The following is a 25053-nucleotide window of genomic DNA, read 5'->3' as shown; positions in this document are numbered from 1 at the left end:
CAAGGCATTTTGACCCAAGGCCCCGTACTCGGGGCCTGTTACCGTTTATTGGGTTTTCTGCATCTCATAGTCGCCGGAATCATCAACCTGTACCTTCCACCCTGGGTACACCACAATGGTGGTAAAGGTTTCTTCAATGATCGCCGGTCCGGTAACCTCATAACCTGGTAACAACGCGTTGCCCGCATAGATTTCGATATCCATGTAGCCTTCACCCAGATTGGCCCGCCGCCGTTTGACGGACGCAGCAGCCATCCGTGGAGCGGAACAACCTCTACCCACCGGTGGTGCCGGTGTATCCACCGCCGTGATCAGGCGAACGCCGATGATCTCTGGCAATTCCGCTTCACGAATATGTTCAAATTCCTGCATGTGGCGGGCATTGAACGCTTCCAGTGCCCGCGCTCCGAACTCAGCATCCAGAAACCTGAAATCCTGGGCGCCCTGGCAACGGTGCACATCAAAGCTCACGGCAAAGTTCTGCCCTGCATAACGCATATTGATCTGATAAATGTATTCAACCTGCTCTGTTGAGAAGCCCGCATCCCTGAAGTAACGATTGGCTCGCTCTTCCAACTGGCTCCAAAGCGTTCTCATTTTCTCCAGATCCGGGGCATCCACCGAACAACTGCAGGAACGCTCCTCATCGATGGTGGGTTTAGCCACCAGCGTCCCCAATGCCGAGAACGTAGGTGAGGCCTTGGGCACCAAAACCTTTTTGATGCCCAGTGCATCGGCGTGTACCGCTGCAAAAGCGGGTCCGTTGCCACCGTAGGCCAACATCACCATCTCCTTGGGATCGATCCCCTTACCGGCGGTGGTACGACGAATGGCCTGGATCATATTGGCGTTAACCACGCGCCAGCAATCGAAGGCAGCATCCTCCGCGCCGTAGCCCATTTGATCGCCCAACACCTGGAACGCCTCACGCACACCCTGTTCCTGCAAGGCAAAACTGCCGCCGGCAAACTCAGCATCGGCAGAAAGAATCCCCAACATCAACAAGGCGTCGGTCACGGTCGGTTCAACGCCACCCCTGCCGTAACAGATAGGACCGGGCTCGGAGCCGGCGGATTTTGGCCCCACCTGGATTTCACCACCACTGACATGGCAAATCGATCCGCCGCCAGCTCCCAGGGTTTCCACCTGCACCATGGGTACACCCACCAGGTAGCGATGATGCATGTTCCAACCAGCGGTGGCCGGTGCCGCTCCATCCAACACAATGGACATATCATAGGAAGTGCCCCCCATGTCCACGCACAACAGGTTAGGGGAGCCTTTGGCCACACCCGTGTGCGCGGAGCCAATCACGCCACCTGCCGGGCCGGAGGCCAACACGCGAATGGGTGAGCCATCAATGTATTCCCGGGTCATCACACCACCGCTGGCCTGCATCACCATCAATTGGTTTTTGTAACCGGCCTCCTGTAGGCGCGTCACCAGTTTTTCCAGATAGGAGGTGACCCTCGGCCCTACATAGGCGTTGACCACGGTGGTGCTGGTGCGGTCATACTCCGGCCCCCGCGGCAACACCTGGTGAGAGACAGAAAGATGTACACCCGGCATCTCTTCTTCCACAATCTGTTTGACGCGCAGTTCATGGGCCGGATTGACGAAAGAGAAAATCAGCGAAATTGCCACGGACTCCACATTCTGCTTTCTCAACTTACGACAGGCGTCACGCACCGCCTGTTCGTCCAACGCCTCGTAGATTGAACCATCAAACAGCATGCGCTCCGGCACAGTCAGACGCCGTCGCCGCGGAGTAATCTGCTTGAATGGCGCCAGGGTGGCATCCCAAATGTTCTCTTTAAAACCCCGACGGTACTCCATTTCATCCCGAAAGCCCTGCGTGGTGATCAGGCCGGTAACAGCACCGTTCATCTCAATCAGCGTATTGTCGGCGATGGTGGTGCCGTGCACGATGCTCTCACACTGACCCAACAGATCCCCCAGGGTCATACCTTCCTTTTCCGCCAGCTTTTCCAACCCGGTCATCACACCGATGGAGCGGTCTTCCGGGGTGCTGAGATTTTTGTGCAGAATGATTTCTTCGCCTTTAAGCATGGCGAAATCCGTGAACGTACCGCCTATATCAATGCCTACTCGATAACTCATGACGCTGCCCCCTGTGCGGCGGTCTCTGCTTTCATTTTATTTCTCAGTGCCTGGGTCGCAGCGATGTCAACGGCAAGGTCATACTCCTCCAGACTGCCGGTCAGCACCACACCATACTTGGAGCGGGCCGCTGCCAGACTGACGTATTCGTCCAGCACATCTTCTTTCACCGCTTCCGGGTCGCGCTCAAGCGCCGGGCCGAAGCCGGCGCCACCACCGTGCTGATAGGCCATGACAGCACCCTCGGGTAACTGTGCACTTTCCACCAGTTCGATTTTGTATTCCTGCTCGGTTCCCACCAGAAAGCGGTTACTGTAGGGAATGGCATCCTCACCACCACACATGCCTCGTAACGGATGTTTGGCAGACACCATCCACGCCATGGCCGATACCGGTTCCAGTACTTTTTTCACATTCAGGCTGCCGGGTGCGCCGCGCCACTGGCCGGCACCACCGCCATCGGTCACCATTTCCCGGCTGATGTTCAACACCGGAAAACGGGCTTCACTGTCTTCGGCCATGGACAGCAGCAAGCTGCCCAGAGACGCCGGGCTGGAACCCCAGCCATCCACGCCTTTCACTGCCGACACGTCCATGGAACGGGAGTCCACCCCCTGATCCATCCACATCATGCCGTTGGCGTTAAACCCGATCACCGCGTTGGGCATCCCGATCTTATAGACCTGGGGTTGTGCGCGCTCCGGCACAATGTTGGAAAGGGCAATGCACACTGCCTCGGTGATTTCACAGGCGGGGTGGAACGAGCCCAGTGCCGCCGGCTTGTTCGGTGGCGGATGGGCGATACAGCCTTCCGGCAGAATAATGTCCACCGCATTGAACAGCCCTTCGTTTTTTGGAATCTCCGGATCAATCATGCTGCACAGTTGCACCATGATATAACCGCGGGAATTGGCAAAAGTGTTCCACACACCCACCAGGTGGGGGCGGTCGTCGGTTCCGGTCAGGTCCACCGTCAATTGGTCACCCCGTACCTCACATGCCACATGCACTTTCACATCCGGAGTGCCCTGAGTGTCGGCGTCCACCCAAACGTCCGCCTCATAGGTCCCGTCCGGCCAGGCGGCAATCTCTTCACGAAACCGCTTCTCTGTGTGTTCCACCGTATAGTTCAGTGCTGCCCGTACGTTGTCCGTGCCGTACTTACGGATCAGCGCCTGATGCTCGCGCACGGCCATCTGCACGCCGCCGATCATGGCCGCCAGGTCACCGGCAAAGGTGGCAAAGCGATTGTTGCGTTCGATCAGGTTTATGACGTCGCGACGCTTCTCCCCTCGGTGCACCAGCTTCAGACAGGGAATCGCCAGGCCTTCGGTGAAAATGTCCGTGGCCTCCAGGGTGAAGCCACCTGGGTCCTTGCCACCGGTGTCACCCTGATGGGCCTGCAGGGCCTGAATCATGACCAGCCTACCGTCATCATCAAACACCGGCGCATACACGTTATAGTCCGGCAGATGACCGCCCCCATGATCCGGGTCGTTGGCCAGGAACACATCGCCCGGCCCCCAGTCGTAATCGTCCTGATGCATCAAGCCGTAACGCACAGTCAATTGCGTCACGAACGTCAGGTGAGGCGTGCCCACCGATCCCACCACCAGGCGACCATGGGAGTCGATGATGGACGAGTTACGTTCATTGGACTGATTGATGATAGGGGAGGAGGCGGCCCGGCCCAGATGAGTACAAGCCTCAAAGCACACGGTTTCCAAAGCACCACGAATAATGCTGGCGGTTACCGGGTCAAGATCGGATGCGGTGGGCAGGGGTTCGCGCTTGGCGGCCAGGCGCCGATTCAGTTCGTATGACATGGTGTGATCCTTAAATATGGCGCGGCAGAAGTCAGGGTTTCTTACGGTTCGACATACCCAACCGCCACTCTGGCGGGTACATCATGTCGATATCCTTCACCACGTTATTGAGGCCTTTTTCGAAGGTATCGCTGTCCACACCCGCCTGATTTTGTCGATCGTTGGTCATCATCGGCAGCATGCCTTCCACAAAACCGGTCAACAGGCTGCCCATGTATTCGCCGCGGTACTGTTTGTACATTTCAATAAAGGTTTTTTGTACCTGAACCACATCGGTGGGCCGGCTGCGGGAGCAGGCGAGGGCGTATTTCCGGGTCTCATCCGCCAACTTTTCCAACGGCACTACGCTGTTAATGAAGTTTGTCTCGTACATTTCGGCTGCGGTAAACGGGCGACCGGTGAACAGCATTTCAGAGAACTTACGGAGCCCGATTTGCTCGATCCAGGTCCACATGCGAGGGCCCCAGCCGGCATAACGGAAGGAGGGATGTCCGAACAGGGTGTCCTCTGACGAGATCAGCAGGTCGGCATCCGCCGCCTGGTAGAAGTGCCATCCATAGCAGTAGCCTTTGGTTTCTATGATGCTGATTTTCTTGAATTCCTGCAGTGGACGGCTGCCGGCCGGTGCCTTGGCATAATGATCCGTCATACTGTGCAGGAACCGGTAAGAGCCCCGCGGTGGATATTTGACATCGGGGTCGTTGATCCCGAATTCATGCAACAGGGACATGTCCTCGCCGGAGTCGGAGTACATGTCGGCCTGCTCCTGCAGATCACCACCGCTGCCGAAATGCTTGCCTTCCCCCCGAATCACCAGCACTTTAACGTCATCATCCACGTTGGCCTTGAATACCAGGTCGGCATAGTACTGTCGCATACCCGTGGTGGTGGCGTTCAGCGCGTCCGGCCGGTCGAAAGTCAGATAGGCAATCTTGTTTTCGGTGTCTTTCTCATACCGGATATATTCCTTTGCCTCTTCCTTGAGCTGATTGATATCGGGAGCTTGTTTCATAGAGATACGCCTGTGCTGGAAACGGAAGTCAGAGATAGATCGTCAGTACAGGTTGTACCATGGGGGTCTGGAGGCGTCCTGACAGTTCATGCCACAGTCTCTACCATGAGCGCAGCCGGCGCCCCAACCTCACTCACTAGCCTGAACAGGCGCACTGAAATGCCTGAGCCTGTATTCCGGGCGGATCTTCGGCCTGGCTATATCGTCAGCTGGATACCCGGGGATATACACTGTTGTGACTGTTCCGGGAGCGTTCCCGGATGTTGAGAAATGTCCGAATGGGCCCGGCGCAAACGGGCTCTAAGTAACGGGCTGTACACAGGGGAGGCTAATAACAATATGAATGATCAAGCTCAACGGCCAGTGGCTCTGATTACCGGCGCCAGTTCCGGAATTGGCGAGGCCATCGCGCGCAAGTTTGCCAAAGAGGGATGGCGCATCGTCGCCGTAGCGCGACGGGAACCCCGCCTGCAGCAGCTGCAGCAGGAGCTCTCCGAACTGACGGATCTGGAGTACCTGGTGGCGGATGTCACCGATAAAGATGCCCCCAAGCGAGCGGTGGATCTGGCTTTACACGCGTTCGACCGTCTCGATTGCCTGGTCAACAACGCCGGTTCCGGCAAGTGGGCACCTCCGGGAGAGACCGACGATGATACCATCGATGAAGTGCTGAACATCAGCCTGAAAGCACCCTTCCGCTTCGGACGGGAGGCATTACGAGCCATGCAACCGGGTTCGTCCATCATTAATATCGGCTCGGTGTTTGGGTTGTTGGGGGGCCTGGACGGTGGTATCTATTGCACCGCAAAAGCCGGCATGATTGGCATGAGTCAGGCGTTCGCCGTGCAATACGGCGCCAAAGGCATACGCTCCAACGTCGTGGCACCCGGTGTGGTTAAGACAGAAATGACCGCTGCGGCCTGGGACTTTCCCGGCTTTCAACGCACCAATCAGGAACTGACCCCGTTTGACCGCGACGGTACGGTGGACGACGTTGCCAACACCGTGTTCTTTTTGGCGTCCAAGGAAGGCAGCTATATCAACGGTCAGACCATCGCGCTAGATGGCGGCTGGTCAACCACCAAGTACGTAGCCCCGGAAGCCCTGCTCTGTGAACGGGTGATGCCAGGCGAGTAATACCAGAAAAAAGAGCCGCATAAGCGGCTCTTTTTCAACTGCGTACATCACAGCTTATTTGGCGACCGGGGTTCCGCTGAACGGAATCTTGGTCATCATGGCCTTGATGTGGCCGCTGATGTTGTTGTCTGCGTCCACGGTGGCGCTGTACGTCACGGTGAGCTTCACTGGCTTGGTGACTTTGCTTTTCCAGGTCAAGGTTTCGCCATCGTATTTGCCGCCTTCGATGGGCTGCTCACCAAACTCCGGATTGGTGATGGTGCCGGTCAGCACCTCGCCTTCGGATTTCAGGGTCACAACACTTCGCTGTTCACCGTTGGGGGCTTTGATTACCAAATCCCAGGCATTATCAATACCTGCTTCTGTTGCATTAGACACGGCTTTCTCCTGTGGTCTGTTTTTGTTTTGCTCTTGTTTCCACTTCGCTTCGTCGGTAATCACCGGCAAAGTTTCCCAGCCCCGAACCGTTGAGGTGCGGGCCTGTTTGGCGTTCTCCCAATCCACTTTCCAACTGGGGAAACGTTTGAGAACCTCTTCCAGGGCTATCCGACCTTCCAGCTTGGCCAGGTGACTACCCATACAGAAATGCAGACCATGACCAAAGGTCAGAGTCTGATCGATCTTGCGCCGGATATTAAAGGTGTCCGGATCCTTGAACTTGCGCTCGTCCCGATTGGCGGAGGCGTTCAACAACAGGATGACACTGCCTTTCGGCACGATCTGCCCGTAGTGCTCCACATCGCGGGTAACATAGCGGGCCTGAACCGGGGAGGGAGGCTCAAAGCGCAGCACTTCATCAATGGCGTTATTAATCAGGCTGGGGTCTTTGGCCAGCTCGGCCAATTGCTCCGGGTGATCGGCCAACACCTTGCCAGTCCAGCCAATCAGGCGCGTGGTGGTTTCATTGCCGGCACCGGCCAGTAACCGCACATAACCCAGGATTTCCTCCCGGCTCAGGCGGCGCTGGGTACCGGTCTCATCCACAAACTCACTGGTCAGCAGTTGCGTCATAAGATCGTCGGAGGGATTTTGTTCGCGCCAGTCCAGATAGGCGCCAAACAGATCATTCACTTCAATGGGATCGCCATCTTTGCCGTTAAAACGAAACTCGAAATCCACAGCCGGGGCGCCGCTCTCATCCAGATCCAACCCTTCCAGGGAGAAGTCACGAAACTTGGCCTGATCCGCCTCTGGTATACCCAACAACATGCCAATGGTGCGCATCGGCATCTCCGAACCCAGGTCTTTGATAAAGTCGAAGCCCCCTTTGCCAATCTGGGGATCCAACACCTGGGTGGTAAACTCCCGGATTTTGGGTTCCACCGCGGCAATAGCACGGGGGGTGAACAACCGGCGCAGGATGTCCCGGTGAATGTCGTGCAGTGGCGGATCTTCAAAGATGAACATGCCCGGTGGTGGCTGAAACCCGGCTTTGATCAACTCCATGATGGTGCCCTTGGCTGAGCTGTAGGTTGCAAAGTCCTTGAGACACTTGGTCACATCTTCGTAACGGCTCAGGGCATAAAAATCATATTTTTCATTGTAATAGAGCGGCGCTTCGTCTCGCATCCGTTTCCAGACAGGATACGGGTTCTCATCGATATCAAAATCATAGGGATCGTAATACAGCGGTGAATCCACTTTTGCGTTCATCTTTCCAGACACCTTTAGTCCAAACACCTCTGTGTTAATAGGGTTCCAGGCAACGTTGTAACCGGATCGAAGGTCTAGGGTGGCCTTACCGGGACTCGACGCTTTGGGACCTGCGGTATGCTCTTTGCGCACTGCAAGCCTTTGCGCACCAGAAAGTTGTGCACTGGATTCAAGCGCTTAGCGCTGCATTTGCCGGCAGCGATTAACGATTGCCGGAGATGGTGCTTAAGCTTAAACTGCCCACCAATTGTTAGTCAACATTGGTGTTCACTTGCTGGGTTGCATCCGAGTACCTGTCCAGACAAGCGAACACGTGTTAATCTGCCCAATATAAATCAACAGTGTTGTTGACTTAGAGGGGTTTCCTTGGATACCCTACTACAAACAAATAGAATGCATGAAAGGTGAATATTATGTCTGGCTTACCCTATCCAACTTATGACGCGGACCATCATTTTTACGAGCCACCCGAAGCTTTGATGCGTTACCTGCCCAAGGAATTCAAGCACGCAGTTTCCTATGTACAGGTAAATGGACGCACCAAGTTGGCGATCGGTGGCCTGATCAGTGACTATATTCCCGACCCCACCTTCAGCCACATTGCCGCCCCTGGCAAACTGGTGGAGTGGTACATGGGCAAGAACGCCGAAGGGCTTTCCATGCGCGAATCCATGGGCAAGCCCATCGCACCCAAGAATGGATGGCGCACCGGCGAAGAACGCATAAAAGAGCTGGATGAGCAGGGCCTGAACGGAGCACTGATGTTTCCGACCCTGGTTTCCGCCGTTGAAGAACGCATGGGCCAATACAACATTCCAGCCATGTGCGCGATCATGCACTCCCTCAACCAGTGGATGCTGGAAGAATGGACCTTCAACCGTCAAAACCGTATCTTCGCCGCCCCGGTGATCAGCCTTGCGGATATCGACTGGGCGGTTAAAGAGCTGGATTGGGCAATCAAAAACGGTGCCAAAACAGTACTGGTGCGACCAGCGCCTGTGCCCGGCATTAGCGGTACCCGCTCTCCCGGCTTCGAAGAATTTGATCCGTTCTGGGCCCGCATCAACGAATCCAAGATCTTTGTATCCATGCACGCATCCGACAGCGGTTACGATCGGTTCGTTCGTATGTGGGTGGGTGGCAACGAATACAAACCATTCAAGCCTTCCGCGTTCTCGCACATCCTGAAGCCTGCTGCCCGGGTTATTGCAGACACCTGTGCCGCCCTTATTTGTCACGGCGTGTTCGACCGTTTCCCCGATGTGAAAATTGCCACCATCGAAAACGGCGCCGCCTGGGTTGGCGAACTGCTGCGCACCATGGAAAAGGCCAAAAACATTTTCCCGCAGGAATTCAAATACGATCCGGTTCAGCGCTTCAAGGAGAACGTGTATGTTGCTCCTTTCTATGAAGATTCCCTGGACGGTTTGCGTGATCTGGTCGGCGCTGACCAGGTACTGTTCGGTAGCGACTATCCGCACCCTGAAGGGGTCGCCAGCCCGCTGCAGTTCATCGACCGACTGGATGCCTACACCGAAGAAGAGCAACGCAAAGTGATGGGCGGAAACCTGTTGGGCCTGCTGGAACGTTCCGGCTCCCTGCAGTAAGGAATACCCACAGTGGGTCGACGCCAAGCCGCGACCCACTTCAACAATCTTTTGTGCCAAGTCTTATGGGTTTCTATCAAGAAAGGATTTGGTATTTTGCCGACCCCCAGTCGGCATTTTTTATTCCGGGCGCTCCGTGCAGGCTACCGAAATGCCAAGCGCCCACTCTCTATATCAAGCCTTGTCAAAGCACCAAGCGCAGCAGAAGCGCTAGGCCTCTGCCTGCAGCAACGTTTGACGAATCTTGTGCTTCAACACCTTACCGGCATCATTTTTGGGTAATGCTTTCCAGATGGCTACCTGTTCCGGAAACTTGAATTTGGCGACACCCTGGCGCAGCAGGAAATCAGCCAGGTCAGAGACCGTGGGCGTGGCATCCCCGGCCGGCACAATCACAGCACAGGCCCTTTCTCCGGTTTTCGGATCGGGTAGGCCGACGATCGCAATCTCAGCGATCTCCGCCAGATTGACCAGCAGATCTTCGATCTCCTTGGGGGCAATGTTTTCACCATGGCGGATAATGATGTCCTTGGCTCGACCCACAATGACCAGATAATTCTGATCCACCCAGCGACCAAGATCCCCGGTGCGGAAGAAGCCGTTTTCATCGAACACACTGGCCTCATCTTCGGCATGCACATAGCCCACCAGCATTTGTGGCCCTTTGGCAATCACTTCACCACTGTCGGCCGTTGCGTTCTCGATGCCAGCAAGCCTCACCTGAGCGATACCGGGCTGGCCATCGGTCTCCGCGGCATGATCAACATCCCCCACGGCGCCAACGGTCATCACCGGGACCTCGGTGGACCCATACACCCGGGTCACCGCGGCACGTTCAAAGTAGTCATCAGCCTCGCGGATCAGTGACGCCGGCACCGATGCGCCACCACACACGAACAGTTTCAAGCTGGGTAACCGGGTCTGCTGTTTGCGGGCAGCGGCCAGAGTCTGCACCAAAAATGGCGTAGCCCCGGCAAAATGGGTACAGCCTTCTGACTGCAATAATGTAACGGCCTGGTCAGGGTTCCAATGCTCCATCAACACCGCCGTTGCGCCCAACAGAAGAGGGCACTCGAACGCATAAATTGAGCCTCCGATATGGCTGATCGGTGACGCCACCAAAAATTTATCTCCGGGCTCCACCCGCCAATGTTCGCCAATCTGTTTGATCAGCGCGTGGATGGAGTTGTGACTGTGCATCACGCCTTTCGGGTTACCGGTGGTGCCGGACGTATACATGATCATCCGCACTGCATCGGCCTCCACAATGGGCAGAGCCTGCTCCGGTGCGTTCTCAAACAGACTGTCGAAGGCAGTGAATTTATGGGGATTACCCCGCAGCACGACCACCTGCGGAGGTGACGCCAACTGCTCGACAACGTGTGACAGCATTTCGGCATAATGGTGATTGCGGAACTGCTCTGGAATGAAAATCATCCGGCAGGACATATCCTTCAACATAAAGCGCAGATCATGCTCACGCAACGATGGCAGGATCGGGTTGGCCACCATGCCGGCCATCGTCGCAGCCAGATAAATCACCGCCGCTTCATGCCAATTGGGGAGCATAAACGACACCACGCTGCCCTCGTGGTGGCCCGCTGCCATCACCCGGGCCAGGGTGCGCGCACGCTCGTACAGCTCACCGGCAGACAGGCGAACGCTGCCCTCAATCACGAGCACCCGATCAGGCTCCTGGGCTGCAATGCGCTGCAGGGAATCGGCCAGCGTTTCGTGGGTCCAGTAGCCCCGTTCATAGGCGGCTTTCGCCTGCTCTTCATCCCACCGAACCGATCTGCCAACCAGAGTTCTGCGCCCATCCTTCACTGCGGATTGCATGACAAAAAGTGCTCCATAGATATTGTTTTTTGCTATGTCGTTACGATACCATTTGACCACAAATGAACACAAGTGTTGATTATTATAGCCGCCAGCGGAACTGCTCCGGAAGCCACGGGCTAATCAATATTCATAACAAAATCAACAATTAAATAAGCGCCAGCGGGCACTCGGCCCATCAGCTATCGAGGAAAACAGAGGGGTAACCTGTGATGTTGTTGTCCCTTGGAGAAATAACCGGAAGAACCAAAAGAAGAACAATAACCAGAAACCAGGGGAGCTGATTTCACCATGACCTCAATGAATAGTCGCTATGCGCCCGAAGTCCGCGCAACTCTGGCGCAGGGCTGGACGCTTGAACGGCTGACCCCACCCAGCCGGCTGTTTGGTGCCAACGGAATCCGTACCGGCCCGGACGGGCGCATTTACGTAGCCCAGGTATCGGGCAGCCAGATCAGTGCTATCGACATCCACCACGGACACATCGAAACCATCAGCCCAAAAGGAGGGGACATCGTTGCCCCCGACGATCTGGTGTTCGATGCCCAAGGCAATATTTTCGCCACCGAAATCACCGAAGGCCGGGTCAGCATCCTGAGCCCAAACGGCATCGCAAAAGTCGTGTGCGCAGACTTGCCTTGTGCCAACCCCATCACCATCCACCAGGGCCGGTTGTTTGCGGGGGAGTGCAGGCCCGATGGCCGCATTCTGGAGCTGGATCTGCACGGCGGCGCCCCACGGGTCATCCTGGAAAACGTTCCCTTGCCCAACGCCATGGAGGTAGGGCCTGACGGGTTGCTGTATTTCCCGGTCATGGGGGCCAATGAAATCTGGCGCGTCCATCCCGATGGCGGTGCACCTGAGGTGGTTGCCAGGAACCTGGGCGTACCGGACGCCGTCAAGTTCGATGCAGAGGGCTACATCGTTTCCACCCAGGTGGCCAGTGGGCAGGTGTTACGCATTGATCCCCGCACCGGAGCGCAATCGGTACTGGCCAACATCGCCCCCGGTTTGGACAACCTCACCTTTGTTGGAGATCGACTGTTCGTTTCCAGTATTTCCGGGCAGATCAACGAAGTCCTTGCCAATGGACAAGTGCAGTCCCTGGTGCCGGACGGCTTGAACTGGCCGCTGGGTCTGGCAGTGGATCCGGATGGACTGCTGTTCGTTGCCGACGGGGGCTTCACTTATACCTTACCGTCAGGGGGCCCACTGCAACCGGCTGGTATGCTGTTTACGCCGGGCTTCCCCGGTTATACCCGGGGTGTGGCTGCGGTGGGATCGTCTGAGTACATGGTCACCACCGCCAATGGTCAGGTGTCACTTTGGTCCCCTGCGAAGCAGGAACACACCGTGTTGGCAGACGGGTTCGATCAGCTGTATGGCATCGCCTTAACCAGCCGGGGTACCGCGGTGGTTGCGGAAAAAGGCCGTGGCCGCGTATTGGCGGTCACCGCCGGAAACGTCGAAACCTTGCTGGACGGACTGGCAGGGCCAAGCGGTGTCGCGGTCAGTGGCGACACCATTCTGGTGGCCGAAGAGGGCGCCGGCCGAGTCATCAAAGTCACCGGTAAAGGGCCGCAGACGGTGGTGGACGGTCTGCGTTCACCCCAGGGCATCCTGGCCACGGGTGAGCACTTGTACATTGTGGATGTGGGGAGCAAGGAGTTGATTCAGTTTAACCTCACTACCGGAACCCGGCACAGCATCGCCACCCAATTACCGGTGGGCGCACCACCCGGCGTAACCCCAAAATTTCTCGGGCCCATTGGCGTCCTGTCCGGGCCCATGGGGCCCTTTGCAGATATTGCCGAAGGCCTCAATGGTGAACTCTATATCTCTGCCGATGCGGAGGGCAGTGTTCTGAAACTGCAACCAGGCCTGCCCACCCATTGACTAATCGATTTTTATTTGGAGAACCGCATGAGCGATAAAATTCTGGACTGTTCCGATCTTGATAACCACATGGGCAAGCCCATTGCACCGGCCAGCATGAAGGAACCCCTGAACAACAATGATTTTCGGCGCTGGGCACAGGCAATGCACTATCCCAACCTGCTGCACTACGACCATGATTTTGCTGCCGAGAGCCGCTACGGGCGCCTGGTAGCCCCGCAGTCATTTGCGGTGGCAACCGACGACGGCCATGGTGCCGGCCCGGCCTGCGTCGGCATGATCCCCGAATCCCACCTCATTTTCGGCGGCGACGAATGGTGGTTCTACGGCCCAAAAATGTTCGCCGGTGACTGGATCACCAATGAAAAGATTCCGTTTGATTACGTAGTAAAAGACACCAAGTTTGCCGGCCCCACCTGTTTCCAGCGGGGCGATAACAATTACTACAACCAGAACGGTGATTTTGTTGCCAAACAACGCTCCACCACCATTCGCTATCGCGCGGATCTGGCCGTGGAAATGGGGGCCATGGCGGACAACACAGACGATCCAGTATGGACCCCGGAAGCCCTCAAGGAGCTGGAAGACAAGAAATACGAATACATCAAGATGATGCACGAACTTGGTCACGGCAAACGTTACTGGGATGACGTGGAAGTGAACTCGGAACTGCCGGTGCGCGTAATTGGCCCGCACAGCATCGCCAGTTTCACCACCGAGTGGCGCGCCTACCCATTCACTATATGGGGCACAACCAATCGACCCGGTTACGATCTGGCGGGCATGGGTTTCACTGAGGAAATGGCCGGTTATGAAAATGACCCAGTGATGGAGAAGGATAACCCGGAGTGGACTGACGGTGCCTACTTTGGCCCATCACGGGGTCACCTTTTCCCGGAATACGCCCGTAAGATCGGCATGCCCCGGGGCTATGGCTATGGTGCCTCCATGGGCGCCTGGATTCTGGACTACCTGAGTGGATGGGCCGGGGAGTGGGGCCAGGTTGTCCACTGCAATTCGTCCTACCGCGGCCCCGCGTTCACCGGCGACAGCACCATCATGACCGGCACCATTGTGGAGAAGTCCACCGATGAGGACGGTCGTAATATCGTTCAGGTGAAATGCAAAATGACCAACCAACTGGGCCATGTGATGGCGACCGCCACGGCGGAAGTGGAACTGCCAAAAAAATAGCGAAGATAATAAGCCAATGAGGGTGTCGTTGAGCGCTACTGAACATCAGCAGCGCTCGACGGTTGGTTAGAATTCACCGCTGAGTTGGTTTGACAGCATCTGGGCGCTCTTTAGAAGCGCATTTTGCAGGGCAGGTAACCCGTTTCGGTTCAGGGTGCTGCTGATACCGATGGCAACCATTGCGTGACTGAGCTTCTCCCGGGTTTTCCATACCGGGGCTGCCACAACCGTCACGCCGGAGATGTAATTACCTTCATCGACCGCGTAGCCATCCGTGCGCACCTTCTCAATTTGCGCCATCCATTCCTCGAAGGAGGGCGGATCATCCCAACGCAGGGTGTTGAATTTTTCTTCCAGCTCTTCGTGGGTGTAATTGCCAAAAGCGGCAATGCAACGACCGGTGGCACTGATCAAAGCAGGAAAACGGCTACCCACCTGGGCACTCAGCTGGAAGTTGTTTCCGGCCTGGGAAATGGCGACCACAATGATGTGCTCCAGCCCGACGATGTTGACGCCGAGCACCGTGCAATCGAATTCCTGGCTGATGCGATTGAGTTCGGGCTGGGCCAAATCAGTGAATTGGTTTCGACGCAGCCAGTGCCGGGCCAGGGTGAGGACTCCTGCCTCCAGGGAATAGCGTTTGGTGTCGGGGTCAAATGCAACGAACTCCTCATCCACCAGTGCGCGCAGCACATAAAGACAGGTGCTGGGAACCAGGTTGAGGGAACGTGCGATGGCCTGTAGACCCATCGGCGTATCGCTTTTGCCAAGCAGCCGGAGTATGGCAGCGGCGCGGGAAATGGCGGGAGCTTTACTTTCTTTCAGGGCGTTGGCGAGTTTTTTGTCGCTCGTCATGGCCTGGGTGGAATGTTGCGTCATTGGGGTCCCCTGTGTAGTCCTTTGTTTTTACTGTAATTAGCGCTGAGTCAGAATTTTTACCATTATGACATCACCCCTCTTCATATTCAATATATAAAATCTGTTTCTATATTTACAACACTTTTTTTTCGTGGCATTGTTTTTACACGATGAATTACGGCCCAAAACCACCCGGATTCGAACAACGACGATCTGCTTTGGGGCGCTAGAAACTGATAACAATAACCAGGTGATTGAATGGCAAAGCTCACGGAATACACCACCTACGCAGATGCCCAAGCCCATGCGAATTCCACTGCGTTGTGGGAACTTTTCGATGGTGACAAAGAACATCTCAATATTGCCCACGAATGCATTACCCGCCACGCAGACGGGTCCGGCCGGGCAGCAGTACGCATTGCCAAATCCGACGGCAGTGATGAAATTCTCAGTTTTGACCAGCTGGCCTCCGGCGCTGCGCAATTTGCCCACTGGCTGGATGACAATGAAGTTCAACCCGGTGATCGCATTGCGTTCATGCTGGAGCCGTCACTGCCATTCTATGTGTGCCTGTTCGGTGCCATGCAGACCGGCGCCATCAGCGTACCTTTGTTTACCCTGTTCGGGCCGGATGCCTTACGGCTCCGTATTGACGACTGCAAGCCCACCATCCTCATCACCAATGGGGAGAAAGCAGAACTGGCACGGGAAATCGACGGTTTGCGTGTGATCGTGGCGGATCAAGCATTGTTGGATGACATCGCCAAATACCCATCCCGTTACGAGCCCAAAACCAAAGCCAATGACCTGGCGGTGTTTCAGTACACATCCGGCACCACCCGCGAGCTGCCTGCTGCGGTTAAACACACTCACAAAGCCATCGTCACCCTGATGTTTGCAGCCTTGTATGGCACCGGTATCCGCCCGGGCGATGAGTATTTTTGCCCTTCGTCCCCGGCCTGGGGGCACGGACTCTGGCACGGTACCCTGGCACCACTGGCCCTGGGTGTGACCACCGGCACCTTTGCCGGGCGCTTTGACGCGGTGCGCCTGATGCGGGCTCTGCAGGATTTCAAAATTACCAATATGTCCGCTGCGGCCACGCATTACCGCATGATGAAGAACACCGGCCAGGCAGACGCATTCACCTTTCATTTCACCAAACTGTCCTTTACCGGTGAACCCATTGATCCGGCCACTCTGGAGTTTATTGATCAGTATTTCAAAGTGCCCGCCTGCAGCATGTATGGCACTACGGAAATCGGTGTGGTGTTGGTGAACTACCCTGGAGCGGAGGATTTCGAAGTCAAGCCTGGATCACTGGGCAAACCGGTGCCTGGCCTGAAGCTTGAGGTGCACCGCCCTGACGGTTCACCCACTGCCGCGGGTGAAGTGGGGGAGCTGATGCTGTGGAAACGGGATCACTGGGAAACCACCAAAGACCGCGCCAAACTAGACGATGAAGGTTACCTGTATCACTGCGGACGCGCGGACGATGTGATTATTTCCGCCGGCTGGACCATGAGTGCGGTCGAAATTGAACACACTATGTTAAAGCACGACAACGTTACGGAAGTCGGTGTAATCGGAGTTCCGGATGATACCCGTGGCCAGGTAGCGAAAGCCTTTGTGGTGAGCAATCGCGCCCCCAGTGCCGAATTCATTGTTGAATTGCAGAATTTCACCCGCGAGAAACTCAGTCAACACGAGTTTCCCCGCCACATAGAATTTGTAAGCGAGCTGCCTAAGACGCCCGCTGGCAAAGTCCACCGCAAAATATTGCGTGATCGTGAGGCTGCCAAATCGCCAGCCGCCATTAACTAACGGCTGCGGCCGGCAATTAAGAACCAAGGAGAAAAAAGATGTCCGCCAAGTTTCCAAAAATAACCGAACAGGGTCTGGCTGATCTGCGCGAGCGCATTGGCGTCAAGATCACCAACACCGTAGAACCTTGGAACTACGAAGCCACACGCGATGCCATCCGCCATTACGCTCATGGCATTGGTGACGACAACCCGCTGTGGTGTGATCCCGAATACGCCGCCAACACCAAGTACGGCTCCATCGTGGCGCTGCCCAGCTTCCTGTTCACCACCAGCCGCATTGTTTCCGGTTACTGCGGTGGCCTGTCCGGTGTGCACGCCATGTGGGCCGGTGCTGACTGGACCTGGCACAAGCCGGTTCTGCGCAATGATGTCATCACCACCGAAGCCTATCTGAAAGACCTGGTGGAACACCAAACCAAATTTGCCGGCCGTGCCTTCCAGCAGATCTATCACGTGGACTTTTTCAACCAGTCCGGTGACAAAGTGGCAGAAGCCGATTCCTGGGTATTCCGCACCGACCGCGACGAAGCCCGTGAACGCGGCACCAAATACACCGAAGCCCGCGGCCGGGTGGAACCCTTCACCGAAGAACAGCTGGCGGAATTCAGCAAGGTCTATGAGCAGGAAGAAATTCGTGGTGCCACACCCCGTTATTGGGAGGATGTGAAAGAGGGCGAAGAACTGCCTACCATGATGAAGGGCCCCATGACCGTCACCGGCTTCATCTGTTACGCTCAGGGCTGGGGTGGTCTTTACATCCGCGCCAACAAGCTCGCCTGGAAAATGCAACAGGCGCATCCTGGCCTGGGCATCAAAAACCGCTTTAACGTGCCCGACTGTCCTGAGCGTGTGCACTGGGATGAAGACTTCGCGTTGGAAGTGGGCGCACCGGGTGCCTACGATTACGGCCCGGAGCGTTGTTCCTGGCTGACCCATCAGATCACCAACTGGATGGGAGATGACGGCTTCCTGCGTAAGGCGAAAAGTCAGATCCGTCGGCACAATCCCGATGGGGACGCCATCTTCATCAATGCCACGGTGGTGCGCAAATTCGTGGAAGATGGTAAGCATCTGGTAGAAATCCAGCAGAAAGCAGAAACCCATCGGGGTGAACTGTCTGCCAGCGGTGTTGCCATTGTTGAGCTGCCCAGTCGCGCATAACATCACTGCGCTTACCAGACAAGGAAAGGCGTGCTTTTTGGCACGCCTTGTCCTACCATCTTCTGAAATCTCAAACGCAGTCAGACCACAAAAACAATACTACCGAAAATAAAAAGGTAACAACATGACGCTGCCAACCCAATCTCGCGAAGGCTTGTCCCTGATCAAGGGGATTCCACTGAATGAAGAAGAAGGTATCGGCGCACTCACTTTAGGTGGCTACCTGAAGGAGGTGACCTCCCGTTTCGGCCCACGTGAGGCGGTGATGTTGCCCAGCACCGATGGCGCAGAACGCTGGACTTATGACGAGTTATGGTCCCGCTCGGTGGTGGTGGCCCGTTCCTTATTAGCCTGCGGTGCCGGCAAAGGCACTCGGGTAGGCATTCTGATGACCAACCGCCTGGAGTTTCTATCTGCGGTGTTCGGTACCGCCCTGGCCGGTGGCGTGGCGACAACGCTGAGCACCTTTTCAACGCCCGCCGAGCTGAAAGTGGTATTGGAAAACTCGGGCTGTTCCATCCTGCTGTTCGAAAGACATGTATTGAAGAAAGACTTCGCTACCGTGCTAAGGGAGCTGGAGCCAAAGCTGAGCAACGCAGCCCCTGGTCAATTGTTTTCTGAAACGTTCCCTTACCTGCGACACCTGGCGACGGTAGATAGCGAAGAAACAGCAGGTGGCATTGAAGGCTGGAACGCCTTTCTGGCACGGGGTGAGAGCATCTCACCGGAGCTGGTTGAAGCGACCGCTGCCGCTGTGCAGCCTGCCGATCCAGGCGTACTGTTTTTTTCCTCTGGCTCCACCGGCAAACCGAAAGGCATTCTAAGTGCCCATCGGGGCGTTTGCCTGCAGCTCTGGCGCTGGCGTAAATGGCTGGGGCTGGATCAGGATGTGCGCTCACTCACCACCAACGGCTTTTTCTGGTCCGGTAATTTTGCCATAGGTATCGGCAGCACGCTGTCGGCCGGGGGCACCCTGGTGCTGCAGCAAACCTTCCAGCCGGAGGAAGCACTGGCCATTATGGAGGCCGAGAACGTTTCCTATATTTTCGCCTGGCCCCACCAATGGGCGCAGCTGGTGGACGCCAAAAACTGGCTTGATGTGGATTTGTCAGCGTTAAAATACATTGACGCCAATTCACCGGTGGCGGGTCACCCTACAGTGAATTCCAACTGGATTGATGCCACCCACGCTTACGGCAATACGGAAACCTTTACCCTCAGTTCCGTATTTCCCGCCAATACGCCCAAATCGGTTTCCGGTGACAGTCACGGCATACCGGTGGCGGGCAACACATTCAAGATCGTAGACCCGCTGTCCGGTGATTTAATGCCACTGGGGGAACGGGGTGAGATTGCGGTGAAAGGCCCAACCCTGATGCTGGGCTACATCGGTATCCCCCAAGATGAAGTGTTGGACGAAGAGGGCTTTTTCCGCACCGGCGATGGTGGATTTTTTGATCCGCAGGGCAGACTGCACTGGGAAGGCCGCCTGAACGACATCATCAAAACCGGGGGCGCCAATGTATCCCCCGTGGAAATTGACACCGTCATAGCCCAGTGCCCCGGAGTCAAGGTCACCAAAACCGTCGGCATTCCTGACGAACTGCTGGGGGAGCTGGTGGTGACCTGTATCGTCCCGCAGGAAGGCGCTGAGCTGTCGGAAGAGTTGGTCCGCTCCTTTGCCAAGGAACAACTGGCCAGCTTCAAAGTGCCGCGACGCGTATTGCTGTTCAGGGAAGACGAACTGGAATGGACCGGCAGCGCAAAGGTCAAAAGCTCACAATTGCAGACCCTGGCGGCAGACCGACTCAAGGCACAAGGCTGACGTTTGTTAAAACGACCAGATCTGGTAAAGTGGTTTTTCACTGACAGCAATAAAAAGATACCCCATTCCACATGGCAGTACGAAAAACCACTAAAGCAGAGGCAAAACGGCCACGGGGTCGTCCACGGCCGGAAGACGTTGCAGACATCGAAGACCAACTCCTGGCAGTGGCCTTGCAGGAGTTCCAGGATCAGGGATACGGTGCCGCCTCGGTCAGCCGCATTGTCAAAACCGCCGGCATGTCTAAAACTACACTGTATTCCCGCTACCCCTCGAAAGAGCAGTTGTTCCGCGCCATTCTGAAACAACAGATCGAACGCTATTCACCTTGGGCCTCCCTCACGGTGGATACCAGTGGCAAACCGAATCTCGAAAAAGGGCTCACAGCTTACGCCAATCGCACTTTGGAGCTCAGCCTGGCCAACGACGAGGTGGCGGTGAATCAACTGATCTACAGTGAAATCCATCGTTTCCCGGAGCTGGGTAAAGCCGCCGCGGAGCGTACCGAAATTGGAATCCGCCGTATTGCCGAGTTCATTGAACAATGTGCTCAGGCAGACAACCTGCCCTGTAAAGACGCCAGCGCGGTCGCGGAAGTGTTCATTCACATGATTCGGGGCTGGTACATCAACGCCATGCTTTCGAAAAAAGAAGTCTCCGAGAAAGAGCGCCGGGAATGGGTGGGCAAAGCCGTGCGCACCCTGGTGTCCGCCCGTTCCGACTGGTAGAAATTCGTTACGAAACCATCCCTAAGTCCCGCAGTTTTCAGCGATTTTTAGCGCAATCCACGCCATTTCATTCCCCCACCAGATTCACTCCGGCGCTCCTTAAGGAGCGCTTGTCTTCGTCTTGACAACTAAAAGTACTGACCGGTATTATTAATCAACAGTGTTGTTAAAATAAGAGCCAACCATTGGAGCAAAGATCCATGTCATTACAGGGGAAAGTCGCGGTGGTTACCGGCGGCGGAAGTGGAATTGGAAGAGCCATCTGTCTGCAGTTGGCAAACGACGGCGCGGCAGTATCCGTCTGGGACCTGAACGCGGACAGCGCTGAAGAAACCGTAGCACTGATCTCCGCCAATGGTGGGAAGGCCATCGCCTGTGTGGGCGATGCATCCTCAAAAACGGACATTGCCCACAGTGCCGAACTGACCCGGCAGGCGTTCGGCCCCATCACCGTTTTGGTGAACAATGCGGGTATTTCCGCCTTCATCCCGTTCATGAATATCGAAGAAGAAGCGATTGATCGCATGATGGCGATTAACATCAAAGGCCCCATGCTGTGTTGCCAACAGGTCATTCCAGATATGCTGGCCGCAGGGTGGGGGCGCATCATCAATATTTCTTCATCATCGGCACAAACCGGCGCGCCCATGATGTGTCATTACTCCGCGTCCAAGGGTGGGGTTATTGCCTTCACCAAATCCCTCGGCCTCGAACTGGCCGCAAAAGGCATTACCGTCAACAACATTCCCCCCGGCTTTGTCGACACACCGATGTTGCGCCAATCCCCCGTGGACATCGACAAACAAATCGAAGCGTCGCCCATGAAGCGAGCCGGTAGCCCGGATGACATAGCCGCAGCATGTTCCTTCCTGGCGTCGGAGCAAGCGGGTTACATCACCGGCCTCACTCTGGGCGTAAACGGTGGACGTGTAATGCCTTAGCCGTTCGATATATAAAAACGGCCTGAATATTTACTGCAAATCCCAATCATGGCAATGTTTGAATAGCTCACCAAGCTGACGTTACTGCCACAAATATAAGAAGAGATCGGACCATGAAGTGTAAAGCGACGAATGTGCCACCCGCTGGTGAAGTTGATATCCCGGCACTGCGGGAAAAGTATCGGCAGGAACGGGAAATACGAGTAAGACCCGAAGGGCAAAAGCAATATGTGCGCCCGGACGATGACGGCAACGATGCCTATGAGATCGACCCTCACACACCAGTGCAGGCCCGCGCGCCCATCTCGGAAGATCTGGATGTGGCAGTACTGGGTGGTGGCTGGTCTGGTTTATTGGCTGGCGTGGAATTAAAAAAAGCGGGCGTCAAAAACTTCCGCAACATCGATCACGCTGGTGATTTCGGTGGTGTCTGGTATTGGAACCGCTATCCGGGAATCCAATGCGATAACGATGCCTATTGTTATCTCCCCATGCTGGAAGAGATGGGGTACATGCCTTCCAAAAAGTACACCGATGGCTATGATATCTACGATTATATGCGTAGCATCGCTGATCGTTTTGACCTGTACGAAAAAGCCTTGTTCCATACGCTCGTGTCCACCATGAAGTGGGACGACAGGCTGAATCGTTGGCGCATCAAAACCAATCGCGGCGACGAAATTCGAGCGCGGTTTGTGGTCATGGCCAATGGACTGCTGAACATTCCCAAGCTGCCGGCAATCCCCGGAATTCATGACTTTAAAGGCAAAATGTTCCACACCGCACGCTGGGATTACGAGTACACCGGCGGTGAATATCGCAATCCAGAACTGTCAAAGCTGGCCGACAAAACCGTAGCCATTATTGGTACTGGTGCCACCGCGATCCAGGCCATCCCCTATCTTGGACGGTATGCAAAGCAAGTCTATGTGCTGCAACGCACGCCCTCTACCGTGGACGAGCGCAAAAATGTTCCCACCGATCCTGAATGGGCAAACAGCCTGAAGCCTGGCTGGCAGCAGGAACGCAAAGCCAATTTCCAGCGTGCCGCTATTGACACCTTCGCCCCCGGTGACGAAGACAATATTTGTGACATCTGGACTGAGGTCAATCGCAACCTGGTGGCGGAATTTGAACAGGAAGGTTGGCCCACCAGCCCAGAGCAATTCATGGAAAAACGGGAGCTGATGGACTATCGCGTGATGGAGCGTCTACGCGCCCGTGTAGAAGCCCTGGTGGAAGACAAAGCCACGGCGGAATCCCTGAAGCCCTGGTACCGTTTCCTGTGTAAACGACCCTGTTCCAACGACGATTATTATTCCACCTTCAATCGCCCCAACGTTACCCTGGTGGATGTCTCCAAGACCCGGGGTGTGGAAGAGATGACTGAGAAGGGCTTTATTGCCCAAGGTCAGGAATACGAAATCGACTGCATGATTTTTGCCAGTGGCTTCGAAGTTACCAGTGATCTGGACCGTCGCTGGGGGATCGATGCCATCGAAGGTCGTGACGGCTTGTCTCTCTATGAACATTGGGCCGATGGCTATCAAACACTGCACGGCATGATGAGCCACGGCTTCCCCAATCAATTCTATGTGGGCTTCTACCAGGGGGGCTTTAACGCCACCACCACAGAAACCTTCAGCCGGCAGAGCCATCATATTGCCTACATCATCAACGCGGCATTGGAGCGCGGTTTAACGTCGGTTGAGCCAAGCAAGTCCGCCCAGGATGCATGGATACAACACATCCGTGAAACGGCCATTGATATTTCTCAGTTCCAGCGGGAATGTACCCCCAGTTACTTCAACAACGAGGGTGAAGCCCAACTGGATAGCAAAGGCGAGGAAAAATTCCGCTGGTATCTGGGAGAATCCTACGGTCCGGGTTGGGATGCGTTCCAATCCCTGATGCAGGACTGGCGCGATAAAGGCGACCTGGAAGGCATGGTCGTCGGTACTGACTGAAATTTTCAATGGCTTTGCACCAATGACATCGCCATGGCTGGAGAACCATATGAACAAGAAAGCCGATATTAATCCTGACAAAGTGATCCCGGTGGAGGACCTCTCCGAACCTTTGACCTACGGCGTCGAGGCATTCACCTGCCCCGAGTATGCGCGCGAAGAGGGCGACAAGATTTGGTCGAAGGTCTGGCAGCACGCCGGCCGGGTTGAAGAAATCCCCGAAGTGGGCAACTTCATCACCTATGATGTCATGGACGACTCCATTATCATCGTGCGTACCGGCCCGGATACATTAAAGGCCTTTTATAACGTCTGCTCCCACCGGGGCCGGCAACTGGTGGACACCCCGGAAGGCGCCCACAGTGCTTGTGGTCGCAAACAGAATTTCGTGTGCGGTTATCACGGTTGGACCTACAACCTCGAAGGCAAGTGCACCCGCATCCTGGATCAGGACGATTGGAAGGGCTGCCTGAACGACGAACGAACACAATTGGGTGAGGTGAAAGTCGACACCTGGGGCGGCTGGATCTGGATCAACATGAACCCGGATTGTGAGCCGCTGGTGGAATACCTGATGCCCGCATCTGACCTGTTGAACCAGTTTGAATTCGAAGACATGCGCTATCATTGGCGCCAGTACGTAGTGTTTGACTGCAACTGGAAGACCGCGTTAGAAGCCTTTATGGAACCTTACCATGTTGAAGGCACCCATCCGCAACTCTGCGTGTACGGCGACTTTTATGCCTGGAGCAAAGCACAAGGGCTGCACGGCAACGATGGTTTCGATTCGAAAGATCCGGAAGAGGGTGACTCCGCCGCCACCACCACCGTCACCCGCACCGGCAAAGGCCCGGATGCACGCAAGATGATTGCCCAGATGCAGAATGAGTTCTGGGATACCATTCGGGGCAGCACCACGCCAACGCTGGTGAATGCCGCCAATCGACTGGTGGACGAGCTGCCAGAAGACACTCCGCCACACGAGGTGCATGAACACTGGTATGAGTCAGCCAAACGGGATGATGCAGCCCGTGGTGTGGTCTGGCCCACCATTGATCCGGACAAGCTGGCCAAAGCTGGGCTGGCGTGGCACATCTTTCCCAACATGTCGTTTATCCCTGGCCTGACATTCCTGCTGGGTTACCGGGCTCGGCCGTACGGTGGCGACCCCAATAAGTGCATTTTTGAAGCTTATGCACTGGAGCGTTATCCGCAGGGTGAAGAGCCCAAGACGGAGTGGGTGTACGCAGAACCCACCGAAGAAAAATGGCGCAAAGTGCTGGCACAGGATTTCTCCAATATGGCGGCCGTACAGAAAGGCATGCGCAATCGCGGATTCCGTGGCGCCCTGCCCAATCCGCACCAGGAACAGAAGATCACCAATTTCCACCGCAACCTGGCCCGTTTTATGGGTAAAGGATCACCCCGGGTGATCGAGGATTAACGCGGTTCATAAAACAAT

The 25053-nt window shown here is 55.7% G+C and carries 17 protein-coding genes; 11 read left to right on the top strand and 6 right to left on the bottom strand.

Annotation, left to right across the window (positions count from 1 at the left end; all coding sequences use genetic code 11):
* Window positions 1-45: 45 nt before the first annotated feature.
* From D9N14_RS14570 to D9N14_RS14560, 3 genes are read right to left on the bottom strand one after another with little or no spacing between them, the layout of a single operon-like run.
* Window positions 46-2121: a hydantoinase/oxoprolinase family protein gene (locus tag D9N14_RS14570; RefSeq protein WP_290580952.1), complete on the bottom strand. Its 2076-nt coding sequence runs from the start codon at window positions 2119-2121 to the stop codon at window positions 46-48.
* A complete protein-coding gene (locus tag D9N14_RS14565) occupies window positions 2118-3947 on the bottom strand; it encodes a hydantoinase B/oxoprolinase family protein (RefSeq protein WP_290580950.1) in 1830 nt (609 codons plus the stop codon). Before D9N14_RS14565 ends, D9N14_RS14570 begins: the two co-directional genes overlap by 4 nt.
* A gap of 31 nt (window positions 3948-3978) precedes the next feature.
* Window positions 3979-4959: an enoyl-CoA hydratase/isomerase family protein gene (locus D9N14_RS14560; RefSeq protein WP_290580948.1), complete on the bottom strand. Its 981-nt coding sequence runs from the start codon at window positions 4957-4959 to the stop codon at window positions 3979-3981.
* A 339-nt stretch (window positions 4960-5298) separates the two neighbouring features.
* Here D9N14_RS14560 and D9N14_RS14555 point away from each other — a divergent pair, with 339 nt between their 5' ends.
* Window positions 5299-6096, top strand: a complete 798-nt coding sequence (locus D9N14_RS14555; protein ID WP_290580946.1) for an SDR family NAD(P)-dependent oxidoreductase — start codon at window positions 5299-5301, stop codon at window positions 6094-6096.
* A gap of 54 nt (window positions 6097-6150) precedes the next feature.
* Here D9N14_RS14555 and D9N14_RS14550 read toward each other — a convergent pair whose 3' ends face one another.
* Window positions 6151-7749: a cytochrome P450 gene (locus D9N14_RS14550; RefSeq protein WP_290580944.1), complete on the bottom strand. Its 1599-nt coding sequence runs from the start codon at window positions 7747-7749 to the stop codon at window positions 6151-6153.
* A gap of 413 nt (window positions 7750-8162) precedes the next feature.
* Between D9N14_RS14550 and D9N14_RS14545 the strand changes: the two genes are divergently transcribed.
* Window positions 8163-9356 (top strand): amidohydrolase family protein, encoded by a 1194-nt coding sequence (locus tag D9N14_RS14545; RefSeq protein ID WP_290580942.1) that lies wholly within the window; start codon window positions 8163-8165, stop codon window positions 9354-9356.
* Window positions 9357-9566: 210 nt separating this feature from the next.
* Here the strand turns inward: D9N14_RS14545 and D9N14_RS14540 are convergent, their stop codons facing one another.
* Window positions 9567-11195, bottom strand: coding sequence for an AMP-binding protein (locus tag D9N14_RS14540; protein ID WP_290580940.1), 1629 nt, complete (start codon window positions 11193-11195; stop codon window positions 9567-9569).
* A gap of 291 nt (window positions 11196-11486) precedes the next feature.
* On the opposite strand from D9N14_RS14540, the gene D9N14_RS14535 reads away from it, so the two are divergent.
* Both D9N14_RS14535 and D9N14_RS14530 read left to right on the top strand, forming a co-directional pair.
* Window positions 11487-13091 carry a hypothetical protein gene (locus tag D9N14_RS14535; RefSeq protein ID WP_290580938.1) on the top strand — a complete coding sequence of 535 codons (1605 nt, stop codon included), beginning with the start codon at window positions 11487-11489 and terminating at the stop codon, window positions 13089-13091.
* Window positions 13092-13118: 27 nt separating this feature from the next.
* On the top strand, window positions 13119-14285 hold the full coding sequence (locus D9N14_RS14530; RefSeq protein WP_290580936.1) for a MaoC family dehydratase N-terminal domain-containing protein: 1167 nt from the start codon (window positions 13119-13121) through the stop codon (window positions 14283-14285).
* A gap of 66 nt (window positions 14286-14351) precedes the next feature.
* On the opposite strand, the gene D9N14_RS14525 is transcribed toward D9N14_RS14530, so the two are convergent.
* Window positions 14352-15164, bottom strand: a complete 813-nt coding sequence (locus tag D9N14_RS14525; protein WP_290580934.1) for an IclR family transcriptional regulator — start codon at window positions 15162-15164, stop codon at window positions 14352-14354.
* Window positions 15165-15401: 237 nt separating this feature from the next.
* On the opposite strand from D9N14_RS14525, the gene D9N14_RS14520 reads away from it, so the two are divergent.
* The 7 genes from D9N14_RS14520 to D9N14_RS14490 all read left to right on the top strand — a co-directional run bounded on the left by D9N14_RS14520 (window position 15402) and on the right by D9N14_RS14490 (window position 25035).
* The gene (locus D9N14_RS14520; protein ID WP_290580932.1) at window positions 15402-16967 is read left to right on the top strand and encodes an acyl-CoA synthetase; all 1566 of its coding nucleotides are present in this window, start codon (window positions 15402-15404) and stop codon (window positions 16965-16967) included.
* A gap of 38 nt (window positions 16968-17005) precedes the next feature.
* Window positions 17006-18130, top strand: coding sequence for a MaoC family dehydratase N-terminal domain-containing protein (locus tag D9N14_RS14515; RefSeq protein WP_290580930.1), 1125 nt, complete (start codon window positions 17006-17008; stop codon window positions 18128-18130).
* A gap of 124 nt (window positions 18131-18254) precedes the next feature.
* Window positions 18255-19955: a class I adenylate-forming enzyme family protein gene (locus tag D9N14_RS14510; protein ID WP_290580928.1), complete on the top strand. Its 1701-nt coding sequence runs from the start codon at window positions 18255-18257 to the stop codon at window positions 19953-19955.
* A 71-nt stretch (window positions 19956-20026) separates the two neighbouring features.
* Window positions 20027-20683, top strand: coding sequence for a TetR/AcrR family transcriptional regulator (locus D9N14_RS14505; RefSeq protein WP_290580926.1), 657 nt, complete (start codon window positions 20027-20029; stop codon window positions 20681-20683).
* 200 nt (window positions 20684-20883) lie between these two features.
* Window positions 20884-21624, top strand: a complete 741-nt coding sequence (locus D9N14_RS14500) for an SDR family NAD(P)-dependent oxidoreductase (RefSeq protein WP_290580924.1) — start codon at window positions 20884-20886, stop codon at window positions 21622-21624.
* A gap of 113 nt (window positions 21625-21737) precedes the next feature.
* Window positions 21738-23591: a flavin-containing monooxygenase gene (locus D9N14_RS14495; protein ID WP_290580922.1), complete on the top strand. Its 1854-nt coding sequence runs from the start codon at window positions 21738-21740 to the stop codon at window positions 23589-23591.
* Between the two features lie 49 nt (window positions 23592-23640).
* Window positions 23641-25035, top strand: a complete 1395-nt coding sequence (locus D9N14_RS14490; RefSeq protein ID WP_290580920.1) for an aromatic ring-hydroxylating oxygenase subunit alpha — start codon at window positions 23641-23643, stop codon at window positions 25033-25035.
* Window positions 25036-25053: the final 18 nt, after the last annotated feature.

The sequence above is a fragment of the Ketobacter sp. genome, assembly GCF_003671495.1.
Taxonomy (GTDB): Bacteria; Pseudomonadota; Gammaproteobacteria; order Pseudomonadales; family Ketobacteraceae; genus Ketobacter.
This window is presented reverse-complemented; position numbering and strand designations above follow the sequence as displayed.

Excerpts from the sequence above, each read along its gene's own strand:
- D9N14_RS14540 (WP_290580940.1), bottom strand. The coding sequence starts at position 11,195 with ATGCAATCCGCAGTGAAGGATGGGCGCAGAACTCTGGTTGGCAGATCG.
- D9N14_RS14565 (WP_290580950.1), bottom strand. The coding sequence starts at position 3,947 with ATGTCATACGAACTGAATCGGCGCCTGGCCGCCAAGCGCGAACCCCTG.
- D9N14_RS14510 (WP_290580928.1), top strand. The coding sequence starts at position 18,255 with ATGACGCTGCCAACCCAATCTCGCGAAGGCTTGTCCCTGATCAAGGGG.
- D9N14_RS14500 (WP_290580924.1), top strand. The coding sequence starts at position 20,884 with ATGTCATTACAGGGGAAAGTCGCGGTGGTTACCGGCGGCGGAAGTGGA.
- D9N14_RS14495 (WP_290580922.1), top strand. The coding sequence starts at position 21,738 with ATGAAGTGTAAAGCGACGAATGTGCCACCCGCTGGTGAAGTTGATATC.
- D9N14_RS14535 (WP_290580938.1), top strand. The coding sequence starts at position 11,487 with ATGACCTCAATGAATAGTCGCTATGCGCCCGAAGTCCGCGCAACTCTG.
- D9N14_RS14555 (WP_290580946.1), top strand. The coding sequence starts at position 5,299 with ATGAATGATCAAGCTCAACGGCCAGTGGCTCTGATTACCGGCGCCAGT.
- D9N14_RS14550 (WP_290580944.1), bottom strand. The coding sequence starts at position 7,749 with ATGAACGCAAAAGTGGATTCACCGCTGTATTACGATCCCTATGATTTT.
- D9N14_RS14545 (WP_290580942.1), top strand. The coding sequence starts at position 8,163 with ATGTCTGGCTTACCCTATCCAACTTATGACGCGGACCATCATTTTTAC.
- D9N14_RS14560 (WP_290580948.1), bottom strand. The coding sequence starts at position 4,959 with ATGAAACAAGCTCCCGATATCAATCAGCTCAAGGAAGAGGCAAAGGAA.
- D9N14_RS14490 (WP_290580920.1), top strand. The coding sequence starts at position 23,641 with ATGAACAAGAAAGCCGATATTAATCCTGACAAAGTGATCCCGGTGGAG.
- D9N14_RS14525 (WP_290580934.1), bottom strand. The coding sequence starts at position 15,164 with ATGACGCAACATTCCACCCAGGCCATGACGAGCGACAAAAAACTCGCC.
- D9N14_RS14570 (WP_290580952.1), bottom strand. The coding sequence starts at position 2,121 with ATGAGTTATCGAGTAGGCATTGATATAGGCGGTACGTTCACGGATTTC.
- D9N14_RS14530 (WP_290580936.1), top strand. The coding sequence starts at position 13,119 with ATGAGCGATAAAATTCTGGACTGTTCCGATCTTGATAACCACATGGGC.
- D9N14_RS14505 (WP_290580926.1), top strand. The coding sequence starts at position 20,027 with ATGGCAGTACGAAAAACCACTAAAGCAGAGGCAAAACGGCCACGGGGT.
- D9N14_RS14520 (WP_290580932.1), top strand. The coding sequence starts at position 15,402 with ATGGCAAAGCTCACGGAATACACCACCTACGCAGATGCCCAAGCCCAT.
- D9N14_RS14515 (WP_290580930.1), top strand. The coding sequence starts at position 17,006 with ATGTCCGCCAAGTTTCCAAAAATAACCGAACAGGGTCTGGCTGATCTG.